Here is a 15186-nt window from a genome sequence, read left to right on the forward strand (position 1 = left end):
CTATGGATGCTGATCTGGCTTGTCGACCTGTCGGAGCATGTGAAATTCTTCAACCTGTTCAGGTACATCACGTTCCGCACCGGTGGCGCGCTTTTTACGTCGGCGTTGATCGTCTTCCTGTTTGGCCCGACGATCATCTCCTCGCTCCGCCTGCGCCAGGGCAAGGGTCAGCCGATCCGGGCCGACGGTCCACAGACGCATTTCAAGAAGGCGGGCACGCCGACCATGGGCGGGCTGATGATCATCGCCGGCGTTGTCGGGTCCTGCCTGCTGTGGGCCGACCTTTCCAGCGTTTACGTCGTCGCTGTGCTGCTGGTGACGCTCGGCTTTGGCGCCATCGGCTTCTATGACGACTATCTGAAGGTCACCAAGCAGAGCGACAAGGGCTTTTCCGGCCGGGCGCGGCTTGGAATCGAATTCCTGATCGCCTGCATTGCAGTCTACTTCATGATGCGCTCGGCGCTCATGTCCGGACCGGCTGGATCGACCTTCGGTTCGTCGATCGCCTTCCCCTTCTTCAAAGACTTCATGATCAATCTCGGCCTGTTCTTCGTGCTGTTCGGCGGTTTCGTCATCGTGGCGGCGGGAAACTCAGTGAACCTGACCGACGGCCTCGATGGTCTTGCCATCGTCCCGGTCATGATCGCCGCGGCCTCCTTCGGGGTCATCGCCTATCTCGCGGGCAACGTCGTCTTTGCAAACTACCTGCAGATCAACTTCGTGCCCGGCACCGGCGAGCTTTCCGTCGTGCTCGGCGCGATGATCGGCGCCGGCCTTGGCTTCCTCTGGTTCAACGCGCCGCCGGCCGCTATCTTCATGGGCGATACCGGTTCTCTCGCGCTCGGTGGAATGATCGGCACTGTCGCCGTCGCCACCAAGCACGAGATCGTCATGGCGATCATCGGCGGGCTGTTCGTGATCGAGACGCTGTCGGTCATTATCCAGGTCGGCTTCTTCAAGCTGACCGGGCGTAGGGTTTTCCTGATGGCGCCGATCCACCACCACTTCGAGAAGAAGGGCTGGACCGAGAGCCAGGTGGTTATCCGGTTCTGGATCATTGCCGTCGTGCTGGCGATGGTCGGCCTTTCAACGCTGAAACTGCGGTGAGACGACAATGATCCCGGTCACCACGCTCAAGGGAAAGAAAGTCGCACTGTTCGGGCTCGGCGGCTCGGGCTTTGCGACCGCCCGGGCGTTGATCCTGGGTGGCGCCGATGTCACCGCCTGGGACGACAATCCCGACAGCGTGACGAAGGCTTCGGCCGAGGGGATCCATACCGCCGACCTCAGGACGATCGACTGGAATGCGTGCTCAGTATTCGTGCTGTCGCCGGGCGTGCCGTTGACGCATCCGAAACCACACTGGACGGTCGATCTTGCCCGCTCTGCCGGTGTGGATATCATCGGCGACGTCGAGCTTTTCGTGCGCGAACGCCGGGCACATGCCCCCGGTTGCCCTTTCATTGCCATCACAGGCACCAACGGCAAATCGACGACGACGGCGTTGATTGCGCATATCCTCAAATCGGGCGGACGGGACACGCAGCTCGGCGGCAATATCGGCACAGCCATCCTGACGCTCGATCCGCCGAAGTCGGCGCGCTATTACGTCGTCGAATGCTCCTCCTATCAGATCGACCTTGCGCCGACCCTCAATCCTTCCGCTGGCATTCTCCTCAACCTGACGCCCGACCATCTCGATCGGCATGGTACGATGCAGCACTATGCCGACATCAAGGAACGGCTGGTCGCCGGCAGCGGTGTTGCCATCATCGGCGTCGATGACAGCTTTTCGGCCCTGATTGCCGATCGCGTCGAACGGGCGGGCCGAAAGGTCACGAGGATTTCCCGCCGGCATGTGCTCGCCGACGGTCTTTATGCCGAGGGCAGCCGGATCGTGCGGGCTATCGGCGCCATGACTTCCACCATCGCCGATCTCGACGGCATCCAGACGCTGCGCGGCGGCCACAATGCGCAAAACGCTGCAGCCGCGATCGCCGCCTGCCTCGCCGTCGGGCTCTCGCCTGATGAAATCAGGGCCGGCCTCGCGTCATTTCCAGGCCTCAAGCATCGTATGCAGCCGGTCGGCCGGCGCGGGAAAGTCGTCTTCGTCAATGACAGCAAGGCGACCAATGCCGATGCGGCAGCACCTGCCTTGTCGAGCTACGATCGCATCTACTGGGTCGCCGGCGGACTGCCGAAAGAGGGCGGCATCACGACGCTGGCCCCCTTATTTCCGCACATCGTCAAGGCGTACCTGATCGGCGAGGCGGCGCCAGCATTTGCAGCGACCCTCGGCGAGGCGGTTCCCTACGAGATATCGGGGACGCTAGATCAGGCAGTGGCCCATGCCGCCGCTGACGCTGAAAAAGATGAGAAGGGCGCCTCGGTCGTGATGCTGTCACCGGCTTGCGCAAGCTTCGACCAGTACAAGAACTTTGAAGTTCGCGGCGATGCGTTCGTCGCCCAGGTTGCAGCACTTGACGGGATCACCATGCTGATCGGTTCAGCAACAGGAGGCAAATGACATGGTAAGCCGCGTAGAACGTGGGGCCTTGGCCGATTGGTTCTGGACGATCGATCGATTTTTCCTGGCGATATTCATCCTGTTGATGGGTATCGGCTTCATGCTGTCCTTTGCCGGATCACCGGCGGTGGCCGAGCGCATCGGGCTCGAGCCCTTCCACTTCGTCAAGCGTCACGCGGCCTTTCTCATTCCGGCGCTGGCGACGATGATCGGCATCTCGTTCCTGACCCCCCGGCAGGTGCGGCGGACGGCGGTGATCATCCTGATCGTCGCGCTTGCGATGATGCTCTTCGCGCTGTTCTTCGGCGTCGAGGTCAAAGGTTCGCGGCGCTGGGTCAATATTGCCAGCCTCTCGATCCAGCCGTCTGAGTTCATGAAGCCGGCCTTCGTCGTCGTCTGCGCATGGCTCTTCGCCGAACATGCGCGCCAGCCTGAAATCCCGGGCAATCTCTTCGCCATCATCCTCTTCGGCATCGTCGCAGCCTTGCTTGTCGCACAGCCCGACCTTGGCCAGACTATCCTGACTACGGCGGTCTGGGCTGGCATGTTCTTCATGGCCGGTATGCCCTGGCTCTGGATCACGATACTCGGCGGGCTTGGTGCTGGGGGGTTCGTTACGGCCTATTACGCCTTTCCGCACGTGGCGGGCCGCGTGGACCGGTTCCTGACCGGCGAAGGCGATACGTTCCAGGTCGACACGGCCCGTGAAGCGATTGTGCGCGGGGACTGGTTCGGTGTCGGGCCGGGCGAGGGCATCATCAAGCGCATCATCCCCGACGCGCATACCGACTTCATCTTCTCGGTCGCCGCTGAAGAGTTCGGCATCGTCTTCTGCATGGCGCTGGTGGCGATATTTGCGGTGCTGGTGCTGCGCGGCCTGTCGCACGCCTATCGGGAAAAGAACGACTTCAACCGTTTTGCCGTCGCCGGGCTGGTCCTGCAGATCGGCATACAGTCGATCATCAATGTCGGCGTAAACCTGCAGCTCCTGCCGGCCAAGGGCATGACGCTGCCATTGATTTCCTATGGTGGTTCGTCGATGATCGCCATATGCGTGACTGCAGGCTTCATTCTGGCGCTGACGCGCCACCGTCCGGAAAAACGGGCACAGGAACGCAGCCTGTTCCGCGTCACTCACGGCGTTGCAGCGGAGTGACGCCATGACCAAGGGCATTATCCTGCTCGCCGCGGGCGGTACCGGCGGCCACGTCTTTCCGGCCGAGGCGCTTGCCTACAAGCTGAAGGATCGCGGCTATTCGGTGCATCTGGTCACCGACAGACGTGCGGAGCGCTATGCCGGCAAGTTTCCGGCCGACGAGATCCATGTCGTCCCCTCGGCAACGATCGGCTCGAAGAATCCGATCAAGGTGGCTCGCTCACTTTGGACGCTGTGGACTGGCATGCGGGCTGCCCGCAAGCTCATACGCAATATAAGGCCGCTCTGCGTCGTCGGCTTCGGCGGCTATCCGACCGTGCCGCCTTTGCTTGCCGCGACCCGCATGGGCGTTCCGACGATGATCCACGAGCAGAACGCCGTCATGGGCCGCGCCAACAAGGCGCTTGCCGGCCGCGTCCAAGCGATAGCCGGCGGCTTTCTGCCGGAAGATGGCGGAGCCTTTGCCGAGAAAACCGTGACGACGGGCAACCCTGTACGTCCGGCGGTCATAGAGGCGGCCAAGATACCCTATGTGCCATCGGGCTTGGACAACCCGTTCAATTTGGTTGTCTTCGGCGGCAGCCAGGGCGCGCAATATTTCTCGAAGGCCATTCCAACGGCCGTCAGCCTACTGGAAGATGCATTGCGCAAGCGCCTGAGGATCACCCAGCAGGTTCGCCCCGAAGACATGGAAACCGTCCAGAACTGCGTCGTGCACCTGGAAATGGGCGCCGACATCGCGCCGTTCTTCAATGACATGGCCGAGCGGATGGGCGCTGCTCATCTCGTCATCTGCCGCTCCGGCGCTTCGACCGTTTCCGAGATTTCCGTTATCGGCCGGCCGGCCATCCTCGTGCCGTATCCTTATGCGCTCGATCACGACCAGGCAGCCAATGCGGCGTCGCTCGCTGCAGCCGGCGGCGCCAAGGTCATCGCCCAATCGGAGCTTTCGGCCGAGAAGCTATCGACCATCCTTCGCGGTGCGATGACGCATCCGGACAAGCTCGCGGCGATGGCGGCGGCAGCGAAGCTTTCCGGCAAGCCGGACGCGGCAAACTTGCTTGCGGACATGGTTGAGGCTATTGCGGGCAAACGTTCAATTGCGGAATTCAAGGGGGCAGGCGCATGAAGCTGCCGAAGGCGATAGGCCTTGTTCATTTCATCGGCATCGGCGGCATCGGGATGAGCGGCATCGCCGAGGTCCTGCATAACCTCGGCCACCGCGTCCAGGGCTCGGACCAGTCGGAAAGCGCCAACGTTCAGCGCCTACGGGAAAAGGGCATCGAGGTCCATATCGGCCACCGGGCGGAGAATCTCGGTGATGCCGAAGTCGTGGTGGTTTCGACCGCGATCAAGAAGAGCAATCCGGAGCTGATTGCCGCGCGCGAAAAGCTGCTGCCGGTCGTCCGCCGTGCCGAGATGCTGGCCGAACTCATGCGCTTCCGCAATGCGATTGCGATTGGCGGCACACATGGCAAGACAACCACGACTTCGTTGGTGGCGACGCTGCTCGAGGCCGGCGGGCTCGACCCGACCGTCATCAACGGCGGCATCATCAATGCCTATGGCACCAACGCGCGCATGGGTGCCGGCGAATGGATGGTGGTGGAGGCCGACGAATCGGACGGCACGTTTCTGAAGCTCCCCGCCGACGTCGCTGTCATTACCAATATCGACCCGGAACATCTCGACCACTATGGCAATTTCGACGCGGTTCGGGCGGCATTCCGCCAGTTCGTCGAAAACGTGCCGTTTTACGGCTTTGGCGTCCTTTGCCTCGATCATCCCGAGGTGCAGGCTCTGGTCGGCCGCATCGAGGACCGCAAGGTCATCACCTATGGCGAGAACCCACAGGCCGACGTTCGTTTCATGAACGTGCGCATCGACGGTACGCGCTCGTTGTTCGATATCGAGATTCGTCGCCGGCGCACGGGCCAGATCATCGAGATCAAGGATTTGGTCATGCCGATGCCGGGCCGGCACAATATCTCCAACGCGGTCGCCGCCATCGCGGTTGCCAATCGTCTCGGTATATCCAACGAGGATATTGCAAGAGGCCTTGCCTCCTTCGGCGGCGTCAAGCGGCGCTTCACGCTCACCGGCGAATGGAATGGCGTCAAGATATTCGATGACTACGGGCATCACCCCGTCGAGATCAAAGCCGTGCTGCGGGCCGCGCGCGAGGCCTGCTCCGGCCGGATCATCGCAGTTCACCAGCCGCATCGCTTCACACGGCTTTCCAGTTTGTTTGAAGAATTCGCCACCTGCTTCAACGATGCCGACAGTATTTTACTCGCTCCTGTCTATTCAGCGGGCGAAGAGCCGATCGAGGGTGTAGATTCCGAGGCGCTGGTTTCGCGCATCAAGGCCGGCGGCCATCGCGATGCGCGCTATCTCCGCGCGCCGGAGGATCTGGCAGGCGTGGTGCAAGAGATTGCAAGGCCGGGCGATTTTGTGGTTTTGTTAGGGGCTGGCAGCATAACCTATTGGGCAGCAGCGTTGCCAAAGGAATTGGAAGGTCTCTCGGGTAAGTCCGCATGAAACAGGTAAATGGAGAAAAACTACTTGCTTCGCTCGGTGAGGGCGTCAAGGACATCAGGGGTAGACTGACACCGGATGCTCCGATGGACCGTGTGACATGGTTCCGCGCCGGCGGGCTGGCGGAGCTGATGTTCCAGCCGCACGATCTCGACGATCTGATTGCATTCCTTAAGATATTGCCTGACGAAGTGCCGCTGACCGTGGTCGGGGTCGGCTCGAACATCCTGGTGCGCGACGGAGGCATTCCCGGCATTGTCCTCAGGCTGTCGGCCAAGGGATTCGGCGCTGTCGAGCTGGTCGGCGAGAACCGTATCAGGGCCGGCGCAATTTGCCCGGACAAACACGTCGCCGCCATGGCGATGGACAACGGCATCGGCGGCTTTCACTTTTATTACGGCATTCCGGGCGCCATTGGCGGTGCCGCGCGCATGAATGCCGGGGCAAACGGCGCGGAGACCCGCGACCGGCTGATCGAGGTTCATGCGGTCGACCGCAAGGGCAACAAGCATGTGCTCTCTAATGCCGAGATGGGCTACACCTATCGCCATTCCGTGGCAGCCGAAGACCTGATCTTCACCGAGGTGGTGTTCGAGGGCTATCCGGAAGATCGTGCGAAGATCCGTGCCGAGATGGACGCGGTGCGAAACCACCGCGAGACCGTGCAGCCGATCCGCGAAAAGACCGGCGGTTCAACATTCAAGAACCCCGATGGCCATTCCGCATGGAAGGTGATCGACGAAGCCGGCTGCCGCGGACTTGTCATCGGCGGGGCGCAGATGTCGTCGCTTCACTGCAACTTCATGATCAACATGGGTCAGGCAACCGGCTACGATCTCGAATATCTGGGCGAGCAGGTTCGCCGCGAAGTGTTCGAGCATTCGGGGATCAAGCTCGAGTGGGAGATCAAGAGGCTCGGCGTCTTCATGCCCGGCCGCGAGGTTCGGCCGTTTCAAGGCGTAACCTCCGACTAACGATCCGTCTCCAGAGACACTGTATTGCATAAAAAGGGCCGCGGCAGATTTTGCCGCGGCCCTTTTATCGATATCCTGAAGGGTCAGATTTCCTCGTTGCCCGATAGCAGAATGCAGACAAGTGTGATCAGCGCTGCGATCGCCATGTAGTAGCCGACATAGGCAAGCCCATAGGTCGAGGCGAGCCAGGTGGCGATGTAGGGGGCAAGGGACGCGCCGAAGATGCCGGCGAAGTTGAACGTGATCGATGCTCCCGTATAGCGCACGGCGGTCGGGAAGGGGGCCGCGAGTGCCGTGCCGATCGGACCGTAGGTCATGCCCATCAGCGCCATTCCGAGCGCGGCGAATACGTAGACTTCAAAAATCCCCCCGCTCAGCAGAGCAGGCAGAAGAAAGGAGAACGCGATGATGGCGATCGTCGTCGTGACCAGGACGATGCGCCGGCCGAAGCGATCGGAAAGCTTGCCGGCGATCGGAATGAAAATCCCGAAAAAGACCGAAGCGACGATCTGCACGAGAAGCGCGTCGAGGAAGCTGATCTTCAGGACCTTGACGTTGTAGGAAAGCAGATAGGCCGTGCCGATATAGAAGAGCACGAAAGTGGCAAGGGCGACGAAGGTGCCGAGCACCAGGCTTCGCTTGTGGTTGCGGAAAATCTCGGCAACGGGCACGGCGACGCGCTCCTGCTTTTCGATCGCCTTGCGAAACTCCGGCGTTTCCGTGATCGACAGCCGCACCCAGAGGCCGATGCCGATCAGTGCGATGGAGGCAATGAACGGGACGCGCCAACCCCAGGTAATAAAGTCTTCCTGCGAGATGAAGTGCAGCAGCATCCAGAAGACGCCCGAAGACAGGAACAGGCCGATCGGTGCGCCGAGCTGCGGGAACATGCCGTACCAGGAGCGCTTGCCTTCCGGCGCGTTCTCGGTGGCGAGAAGCACGGCGCCGCCCCATTCGCCGCCCAACCCGAAGCCCTGGCCAAAGCGGCAAAGGGCCAGAAGCAACGGAGCGGCAACGCCGATCGAAGCATAGGAGGGCAGGAAGCCGATCAATACGGTGGAGACGCCCATGGTCATAAGGGCTGCGACCAGCGTGACCTTGCGGCCTATCCTGTCACCGAAATGTCCAAAGACGATTGCGCCGATCGGACGGGCGAAAAAGGCGATCGAGAAGGTGGCGAAGGACTGGAGAATGGCGGAGGTCGGATCGCTGGTCGGGAAGAACAGCGTCGGAAAGACCAGCACGGCGGCGGTCGCATAGACGTAGAAATCGAAGAATTCGATGGTTGTGCCGATGAGGCTTGCGAGCAGCACGCGCGCCGGTGAATTGAGCGCAGCGTTATTCGACGACGAGGGGGCCGGCGATAGCTCTGTTATCGCGTTAGTCATTATCTTACCAATCCTGAATTCGATCTGTTTGCCTAGCGAATAAGCGGTCATTAGCGCAATTCTCGTTCAGCGGAAACGCAAAAGCGGCAACTTTTCGACGAAAATCGATGCTGCAACGCACCCAACCTTTCCTGTCCAAGTCTTGAATTACGCATTTCATCATATTTGCGAACCGCCGATCATCGCAGTGCAAGCCGCATATTTCGATGCATTCGCCTATTCCAGACGCTCTTGACGAGACTCAGTTTGCAGTAGACACCAATTGAGCGCTCTGGTTGTGAACGCTGTTGGAGGCGACTGTGCAGAAAAAACTTATCGCAGAATTTCTTGGAACATTCTGGCTTGTCTTTGGCGGATGCGGCAGTGCCGTCCTCGCAGCTGGCTTCCCAGATCTTGGGATCGGCTTTGCGGGCGTCGCACTGGCGTTTGGATTGACAGTGCTGACGATGGCCTATGCCGTCGGCGGCATTTCCGGTGGACACTTCAATCCGGCAGTTTCGCTCGGTCTTACGGTCGCCGGCAAATTTCCGGCTTCGAGCCTTGTCCCATACATCGTCACGCAGGTCGTGGGCGCGATCGCGGCGGCGGCGGTGCTTTATTTGGTTGCGAGCGGCAAGGCGGGCTTCGAGCTCGGCGGATTTGCCGCAAACGGCTATGGCGAGCATTCGCCGGGCGGCTATTCATTGGTATCGGCGTTGGTCATCGAAGTGGTGCTCACCGCCTTCTTCCTGATCGTCATCCTCGGATCGACCAGCGGCCGGGTGCCGGCTGGGTTTGCGCCGCTTGCAATCGGCCTGGCGCTGACGCTGATCCATCTGATCTCCATCCCCGTGACGAACACGTCGGTCAATCCGGCCCGTTCGACGGGGCAGGCCCTGTTCGTTGGCGGCTGGGCCCTGCAGCAGCTATGGCTGTTCTGGCTCGCGCCTCTGGTCGGCGGCGCACTCGGCGGAATCATCTGGAAGGGTTTCGGCGAAGAGGCCTGATCCAATTCGTCCAATTTGTATCAAAGACCCGCGCAGGCTCATCTGCGCGGGTCTTTGCTTCTTAAGAAATTAAGAAAAGGTCTTGATCCCGCTTCAACTCTCTGATTCCAAGAGACAATTCTGCAGGTCGATTTGATTCGACGGAGTTTTTCCATTCCGAAACCTGACGCCGGTTAACCAAAGTAAACACTTCATTAACCATAATCGCGTTGTAATGCCTTCATTGGGACGCGGCAGGATTCTTTGGAAAATAGCTCCGCGCAAGCGTGCGGTCATAGGGCTGTTGGTTATTTGGGGGCGTTGATGAACGGCAAGCATGTCGCTGTCCTGTTGGGCGGATTTTCCTCGGAACGGCCGGTGAGCCTCTCCTCCGGAAAGGCGTGCGCCGACGCTCTCGAGGTTGAAGGCTACAAGGTGACCCGCGTCGACGTCGAGCGCGACGTCTCTTCGCGCCTTGCCGATCTCAAGCCTGATGTCGTCTTCAATGCCCTGCACGGACCTTTCGGCGAAGACGGGACGATCCAGGGTATCCTCGAATATCTGCAGATTCCCTACACCCATTCTGGCGTGCTGGCTTCGGCGCTCGCCATGGACAAGGCGAGGGCAAAGCTCGTGGCCAAGGATGTCGGCATTCCCGTTGCCGAATCACTTGTCATGAACCGCTTCGAATTTACATCGGCGCATCCGATGCCCGCGCCTTATGTCGTAAAACCGGTCAAAGAGGGGTCGAGCTTCGGCGTCGTCATCGTCCAGGAAGACCAGACGCACCCGCCGCAGATCATCTCTTCGCCAGAATGGGCCTTTGGCGAACAGGTGATCGTTGAGCGTTATATCGCCGGACGCGAGCTGACCTGCGGCGTCATGGGCGATGTGGTGCTTGGCGTGACCGAGGTCGTGCCGCTCGGGCACGGCTTTTATGATTACGATGCCAAATATGCGGCTGGTGGATCAAAACACGTCATACCGGCGGAAATTTCACCAAATATTTACCAAAAAATACAATCATTGGCACTAAGGGCGCATCAAGCAATTGGCTGCCGTGGCGTCAGTCGATCTGACTTCCGTTATGACGATCGCTTCTCCGAGGACGGTGAAATTATCTGGTTGGAGATCAATACCCAGCCGGGAATGACGCCCACTTCGCTGGTGCCCGAAATGGCCGGCCATGCCGGTTACTCGTTCGGCGAATTTCTCCGGTGGATGGTGGAGGACGCGTCTTGCTTGCGTTGACGGTGAAAAGAATGCGGCGATCCCGCCACCGGGTTGCGGTCACCCTCGATGAGGCCGACGAGCTGTTCGTACTGCCGCGTCCGCTGCGCCGTGCTGTGCGCTTCCTGGTCAGCCTCGGATCCGGCCGCATCCACGTTCCCGCCCATGTCGGCACAGTTTCGGCGCTCACTTTCCTTGCGGCAACCGGTTTCTACGGCATGTCGCTCGGCGGCCATACCCAGAGCTTTGCGCAGGCGACGACGACGGCTGCAGGCTTTGCCATCGAGGACGTGAAGGTTTCGGGCAACGACCAGACGTCGGAAATCGAAATCCTGCAGCTGCTCGGCCTCGACGGCACCACCTCTTTGGTTGCGCTCGATGTCGATGCCGCCCGCAAGAAGATCGCGACCCTTCCCTGGGTTCAGAATGTCGAGGTCCGCAAGGTCTATCCGAAGACGATCGAAGTGAAGCTCAAGGAGCGCCAGGCCTATGCGATCTGGCAGCACGGCTCCGAGCTTTCCCTGATCGAGAAGGACGGAAGCGTCATTGCGCCGCTTCGCGACAATAAGTTTGCAGCCCTGCCGCTCTTCGTCGGCCGGAGCGCGGAAACCGCTGCTGCCTCCGTCGTCGACGAATTTGCAGCATGGCCGGATATTCGCAGCCGCATCAAGGCTTTCGTGCGCGTCGCCGGTCGTCGCTGGGATGTCTATCTTGACAACGGCATCGTGGTGAAGCTGCCCGAAGACAATGTTCAGCAGGCGATGGCGGTGCTGAGCAAGATGAACAAGCAGAACGATCTGCTGCAGCGGGATATCGCTGCCGTGGATCTCCGTCTCGAAGATCGCACTACGATCGAGCTGACACCCGACGCGGCAACCCGCCGGCAGGCAGCAGTCGACAACAGGACAAAGGCGCTGGCAAAGGCGGGACAGAGCACATGAGCTTATTCGGTTCGTCCCACTTTGGATTGCCACGCCTGAAGCCGCTTTCTTCGAAGCGGTCGCATATCGTTTCGGTGCTCGACATCGGCTCGACCAAGGTCGTCTGCATGATCGGGCGCCTGACGCCTCGCGAAGAGAGCCAGGTCCTACCTGGCCGCACGCATAATATCGAAGTCATCGGCATCGGCCACCAGCGCTCGCGCGGCATCAAGACCGGCGTCATTGCCGATCTCGACGCTGTCGAAGGCGTTATCCGGCTTGCTGTCGACGCCGCCGAACGCATGGCCGGCCTCACCGTCGAAAGCCTGATCGTCAATGTCTCGGCAGGGCGTCTCGGCAGCGATATCTATACTGCGACCATCGATCTCGGTGGACAGGAAGTTGAAGGCAACGACCTGAAAAAGGTGCTTTCCGCCGCTTGCCACCAGTCGATCCGCCAGGATCGCGCCGTGCTTCATTCGCTGGCGACCGGTTATTCTCTTGACGGCGAGCGGGGCATCCGAGATCCGCTGTCGATGTTCGGCGATGCGCTTGGTGTCGAGATGCATGTGGTCACCGCTGAGCGCGCTGCACTTCGCAATCTCGAGCTCAGCGTCAATCGCGCCCATCTTTCCGTCGAGGGAATGGTAGCAACGCCTTACGCAAGCGGGCTTGCCGCTCTCGTCGACGACGAGGTCGAGCTCGGATGCGCTGCCATCGACATGGGCGGCGGCACGACAACGATCTCGGTCTTTGCCGAAGGCAAGCTGGTGCACACGGACGCCGTCAGTATCGGCGGGCACCATGTCACGACGGATCTTGCCCGCGGTCTTTCGACCCGCATCGAGGATGCCGAGCGGCTGAAGGTCGTGCATGCCTCGGCACTCCCGAACACTTCGGACGAGCGCGAACTGATTTCCATCCCGCCGATCGGCGAGGACGATCGCGACCAGCCGACGCATGTGCCGAAGGCACTGGTCTCGCGCATCGTTCGCGCCCGCATCGAAGAGACGCTCGAATTGATCCGCGACCGGATCCAGCGGTCGGGCTTCAGCCCGATCGTCGGCAAGCGCGTCGTCCTGACAGGCGGCGGCAGCCAGTTGACCGGCCTGCCTGATGTGGCGCGTCGCATCCTTGCTCGCAACGTTCGCATCGGCCGCCCGATGGGCGTTTCCGGGTTGCCGACGGCGGCCAAGGGCCCGGCCTTTTCGACGGCCGTCGGCCTGATGATCTATCCGCAGGTCGCGGACATGGAGACACATGCGGCGGGAAGCGGTCTGCTTTCGTCGCTTGGCGGTAACAACAGTCGTTTTGCCCGCGTCGGGCAATGGCTGAAGGAGAGTTTTTGAGTGCATGGCCCCCGGATCGCGATGAACGCTTCCGGGCAGGGTCCATGCAAACGAGATTGAGTGAATTGGCCGGCGTGGCGATGCGGCCATAGAGAGAAGGAACTGGTACAATGACTATCAAGCTGCAAAAGCCAGATATCACCGAGCTGAAGCCGCGGATCACCGTGTTCGGCGTCGGCGGTGGCGGCGGCAATGCCGTCAACAACATGATCACCGCTGGCCTCCAGGGCGTCGACTTCGTCGTCGCCAATACGGACGCGCAGGCCCTGACCATGACCAAGGCCGAACGCATCATCCAGCTCGGTGTCAATGTCACCGAAGGTCTCGGCGCCGGTTCGCAGCCGGAAGTCGGTCGCGCCGCCGCTGAAGAATGCATCGACGAAATCGTCGATCATCTCAACGGCACGCACATGTGCTTCGTCACCGCCGGCATGGGCGGCGGCACCGGTACCGGTGCTGCACCCGTCGTCGCACAGGCGGCCCGCAACAAGGGCATCCTCACGGTCGGCGTCGTCACCAAGCCGTTCCACTTCGAAGGCGGCCGTCGTATGCGGCTTGCCGAAATGGGCATCCAGGAACTGCAAAAGTCGGTCGACACCCTGATCGTCATCCCCAACCAGAACCTTTTCCGTATCGCCAACGACAAGACGACCTTTGCGGACGCCTTCGCCATGGCCGACCAGGTTCTCTACTCAGGCGTTGCCTGCATCACCGACCTGATGGTGAAGGAAGGTCTCATCAACCTCGACTTCGCCGACGTTCGCTCCGTGATGCGTGAAATGGGCCGCGCCATGATGGGCACCGGCGAGGCTTCCGGCTCCGGCCGCGCCATGCAGGCAGCCGAAGCGGCGATTGCCAACCCGTTGCTCGACGAAACCTCGATGAAGGGTGCGCAGGGTCTGTTGATCTCCATCACCGGCGGTCGCGACCTCACCCTGTTCGAAGTCGATGAAGCGGCAACCCGCATCCGCGAGGAAGTCGATCCGGATGCCAACATCATCCTCGGCGCCACCTTCGACGAATCCCTCGAAGGCATCATCCGCGTCTCGGTCGTCGCCACCGGCATCGACCGTGCCATGAACGAAGCTCACGAACGGAACATGGAATTCCGTTCCGCCCCGAAGCCGGCTGCCCGTCCCTCCGCGGCTGTTGCTCCGGCAGCAGCCGCAGCTCAGCCTGCCTACGTCGCGCAGGCTCCGAAGGCCGTCGATCCGATCGCACAGACCATCCGCCAGGCGGAAGTCGAAATGGAGCGTGAACTCGACATCGTCATGCGCCATCCGGCTCCAGTCCAGCAGCCGGTCGCGCAGGAAGAAGCCTTCCGTCCCCAGAGCCGCCTGTTTTCCGGCGCTCAGGAAAATGCACCCGTGATGCGCCAGCCTGCACCCCAGGCTCCGCAGCCGGCACCGGTCATGCAGCAGCCTATCGTGCAGCCGGCGATGAGCCAGCAGCCGGCCGGCCAGCCGCAAATGCGCCATGAGCCGATTATTCGTCAGGCCCCCGAACAGGTGCGCATGCCGAAGGTCGAGGATTTTTCTCCGGTCGTGAAGGCTGAGATGGATCACAGGGCGCAGCCTGCCGCAGCACCCGCTGAAGATCGCGGCCCGATGGGTCTCTTGAAGCGGATCACCAACTCGCTTGGCCGCCGCGAGGAAGAGACCGTCGCTGTCGACATGACGGCAACCGCACCAAGCGCCGCTTCGCAGCAGCGCCGGCCGTTGTCGCCGGAAGCCAGCCTCTACGCTCCGCGTCGCGGCCAGCTTGATGACCACGGTCGCGCAGCACCGCAGGCCCGCATGAGCCAGGAGGACGACCAGCTCGAAATTCCGGCCTTCCTGCGCCGCCAATCGAACTGATCGGCTGAGCCAATCGAACGGATTGGCTGACTTAACGGAACTCCATTGCCCGAGGTGATTTTTTGCCTCGGGCAATGAAAATTATTCCACATCTTCTTTTTGAGAATTACCTAGGAATTTCAGAGGCCTGCTTCCGTTACAATGCGAAAGAAACAGTGATTTGGAATGCGATGGTCCGGCGCGTATGTAGATATCAAGCGCACTGCTGAATCGCATTCGACAACGAGTTGCATCGAAATTTCGCAGTCAAGGTAACAGACCGGACCACGCATTGCAGGGCAGG

The 15186-nt window shown here is 60.9% G+C and carries 12 protein-coding genes; 11 read left to right on the forward strand and 1 reads right to left on the reverse strand.

What is annotated here, in order from left to right:
* Nucleotides 1-6: 6 nt before the first annotated feature.
* The 6 genes from mraY to murB are packed head-to-tail and all read left to right on the forward strand — an operon-like array spanning nucleotide 7 to nucleotide 7195.
* Entirely contained in the window at nucleotides 7-1107 is a 1101-nt protein-coding gene (gene mraY, locus AB4Z52_RS03450; RefSeq protein WP_442216481.1) for a phospho-N-acetylmuramoyl-pentapeptide-transferase, read from the forward strand.
* Between the two features lie 7 nt (nucleotides 1108-1114).
* Nucleotides 1115-2527 carry a UDP-N-acetylmuramoyl-L-alanine--D-glutamate ligase gene (gene murD, locus AB4Z52_RS03455; RefSeq protein ID WP_442216482.1) on the forward strand — a complete coding sequence of 471 codons (1413 nt, stop codon included), beginning with the start codon at nucleotides 1115-1117 and terminating at the stop codon, nucleotides 2525-2527.
* A 1-nt stretch (nucleotide 2528) separates the two neighbouring features.
* Complete coding sequence (gene ftsW / locus AB4Z52_RS03460; RefSeq protein WP_442216483.1) at nucleotides 2529-3683, forward strand: putative lipid II flippase FtsW; 1155 nt, start codon at nucleotides 2529-2531, stop codon at nucleotides 3681-3683.
* Nucleotides 3684-3687: 4 nt separating this feature from the next.
* Nucleotides 3688-4812, forward strand: coding sequence for an undecaprenyldiphospho-muramoylpentapeptide beta-N-acetylglucosaminyltransferase (murG, locus tag AB4Z52_RS03465; protein ID WP_442216484.1), 1125 nt, complete (start codon nucleotides 3688-3690; stop codon nucleotides 4810-4812).
* Nucleotides 4809-6224 (forward strand): UDP-N-acetylmuramate--L-alanine ligase, encoded by a 1416-nt coding sequence (gene murC / locus AB4Z52_RS03470; protein WP_442216485.1) that lies wholly within the window; start codon nucleotides 4809-4811, stop codon nucleotides 6222-6224. Before murG ends, murC begins: the two co-directional genes overlap by 4 nt.
* Nucleotides 6221-7195, forward strand: a complete 975-nt coding sequence (gene murB, locus AB4Z52_RS03475) for a UDP-N-acetylmuramate dehydrogenase (RefSeq protein WP_442216486.1) — start codon at nucleotides 6221-6223, stop codon at nucleotides 7193-7195. Before murC ends, murB begins: the two co-directional genes overlap by 4 nt.
* Nucleotides 7196-7278: 83 nt before the next feature.
* Here the strand turns inward: murB and AB4Z52_RS03480 are convergent, their stop codons facing one another.
* A complete protein-coding gene (locus AB4Z52_RS03480) occupies nucleotides 7279-8583 on the reverse strand; it encodes an MFS transporter (protein WP_442216487.1) in 1305 nt (434 codons plus the stop codon).
* 299 nt (nucleotides 8584-8882) lie between these two features.
* Here AB4Z52_RS03480 and aqpZ point away from each other — a divergent pair, with 299 nt between their 5' ends.
* From aqpZ to ftsZ, 5 genes are all read left to right on the forward strand, one after another.
* Nucleotides 8883-9569 (forward strand): aquaporin Z, encoded by a 687-nt coding sequence (aqpZ, locus tag AB4Z52_RS03485; protein ID WP_442216488.1) that lies wholly within the window; start codon nucleotides 8883-8885, stop codon nucleotides 9567-9569.
* A gap of 303 nt (nucleotides 9570-9872) precedes the next feature.
* The gene (locus AB4Z52_RS03490) at nucleotides 9873-10799 is read left to right on the forward strand and encodes a D-alanine--D-alanine ligase (protein ID WP_442216489.1); all 927 of its coding nucleotides are present in this window, start codon (nucleotides 9873-9875) and stop codon (nucleotides 10797-10799) included.
* Entirely contained in the window at nucleotides 10787-11719 is a 933-nt protein-coding gene (locus AB4Z52_RS03495) for a cell division protein FtsQ/DivIB (RefSeq protein WP_442216490.1), read from the forward strand. The genes AB4Z52_RS03490 and AB4Z52_RS03495 overlap by 13 nt, the downstream gene beginning before the upstream one ends.
* Nucleotides 11716-13047, forward strand: a complete 1332-nt coding sequence (gene ftsA / locus AB4Z52_RS03500) for a cell division protein FtsA (protein WP_442216491.1) — start codon at nucleotides 11716-11718, stop codon at nucleotides 13045-13047. The genes AB4Z52_RS03495 and ftsA overlap by 4 nt, the downstream gene beginning before the upstream one ends.
* 110 nt (nucleotides 13048-13157) lie before the next feature.
* Nucleotides 13158-14903 carry a cell division protein FtsZ gene (ftsZ, locus tag AB4Z52_RS03505; RefSeq protein ID WP_442216492.1) on the forward strand — a complete coding sequence of 582 codons (1746 nt, stop codon included), beginning with the start codon at nucleotides 13158-13160 and terminating at the stop codon, nucleotides 14901-14903.
* Nucleotides 14904-15186 lie beyond the last annotated feature (283 nt).

The sequence above is a fragment of the Rhizobium sp. 2YAF20 genome (assembly GCF_052114685.1).
Classification (GTDB): domain Bacteria; phylum Pseudomonadota; class Alphaproteobacteria; order Rhizobiales; family Rhizobiaceae; genus Rhizobium.

Coding starts and splice junctions, on each gene's coding strand:
- mraY (WP_442216481.1), top strand. CDS start 7: ATGCTGATCTGGCTTGTCGACCTGTCGGAGCATGTGAAATTCTTCAAC.
- murD (WP_442216482.1), top strand. CDS start 1,115: ATGATCCCGGTCACCACGCTCAAGGGAAAGAAAGTCGCACTGTTCGGG.
- ftsW (WP_442216483.1), top strand. CDS start 2,529: ATGGTAAGCCGCGTAGAACGTGGGGCCTTGGCCGATTGGTTCTGGACG.
- murG (WP_442216484.1), top strand. CDS start 3,688: ATGACCAAGGGCATTATCCTGCTCGCCGCGGGCGGTACCGGCGGCCAC.
- murC (WP_442216485.1), top strand. CDS start 4,809: ATGAAGCTGCCGAAGGCGATAGGCCTTGTTCATTTCATCGGCATCGGC.
- murB (WP_442216486.1), top strand. CDS start 6,221: ATGAAACAGGTAAATGGAGAAAAACTACTTGCTTCGCTCGGTGAGGGC.
- AB4Z52_RS03480 (WP_442216487.1), bottom strand. CDS start 8,583: ATGACTAACGCGATAACAGAGCTATCGCCGGCCCCCTCGTCGTCGAAT.
- AB4Z52_RS03490 (WP_442216489.1), top strand. CDS start 9,873: ATGAACGGCAAGCATGTCGCTGTCCTGTTGGGCGGATTTTCCTCGGAA.
- ftsA (WP_442216491.1), top strand. CDS start 11,716: ATGAGCTTATTCGGTTCGTCCCACTTTGGATTGCCACGCCTGAAGCCG.
- ftsZ (WP_442216492.1), top strand. CDS start 13,158: ATGACTATCAAGCTGCAAAAGCCAGATATCACCGAGCTGAAGCCGCGG.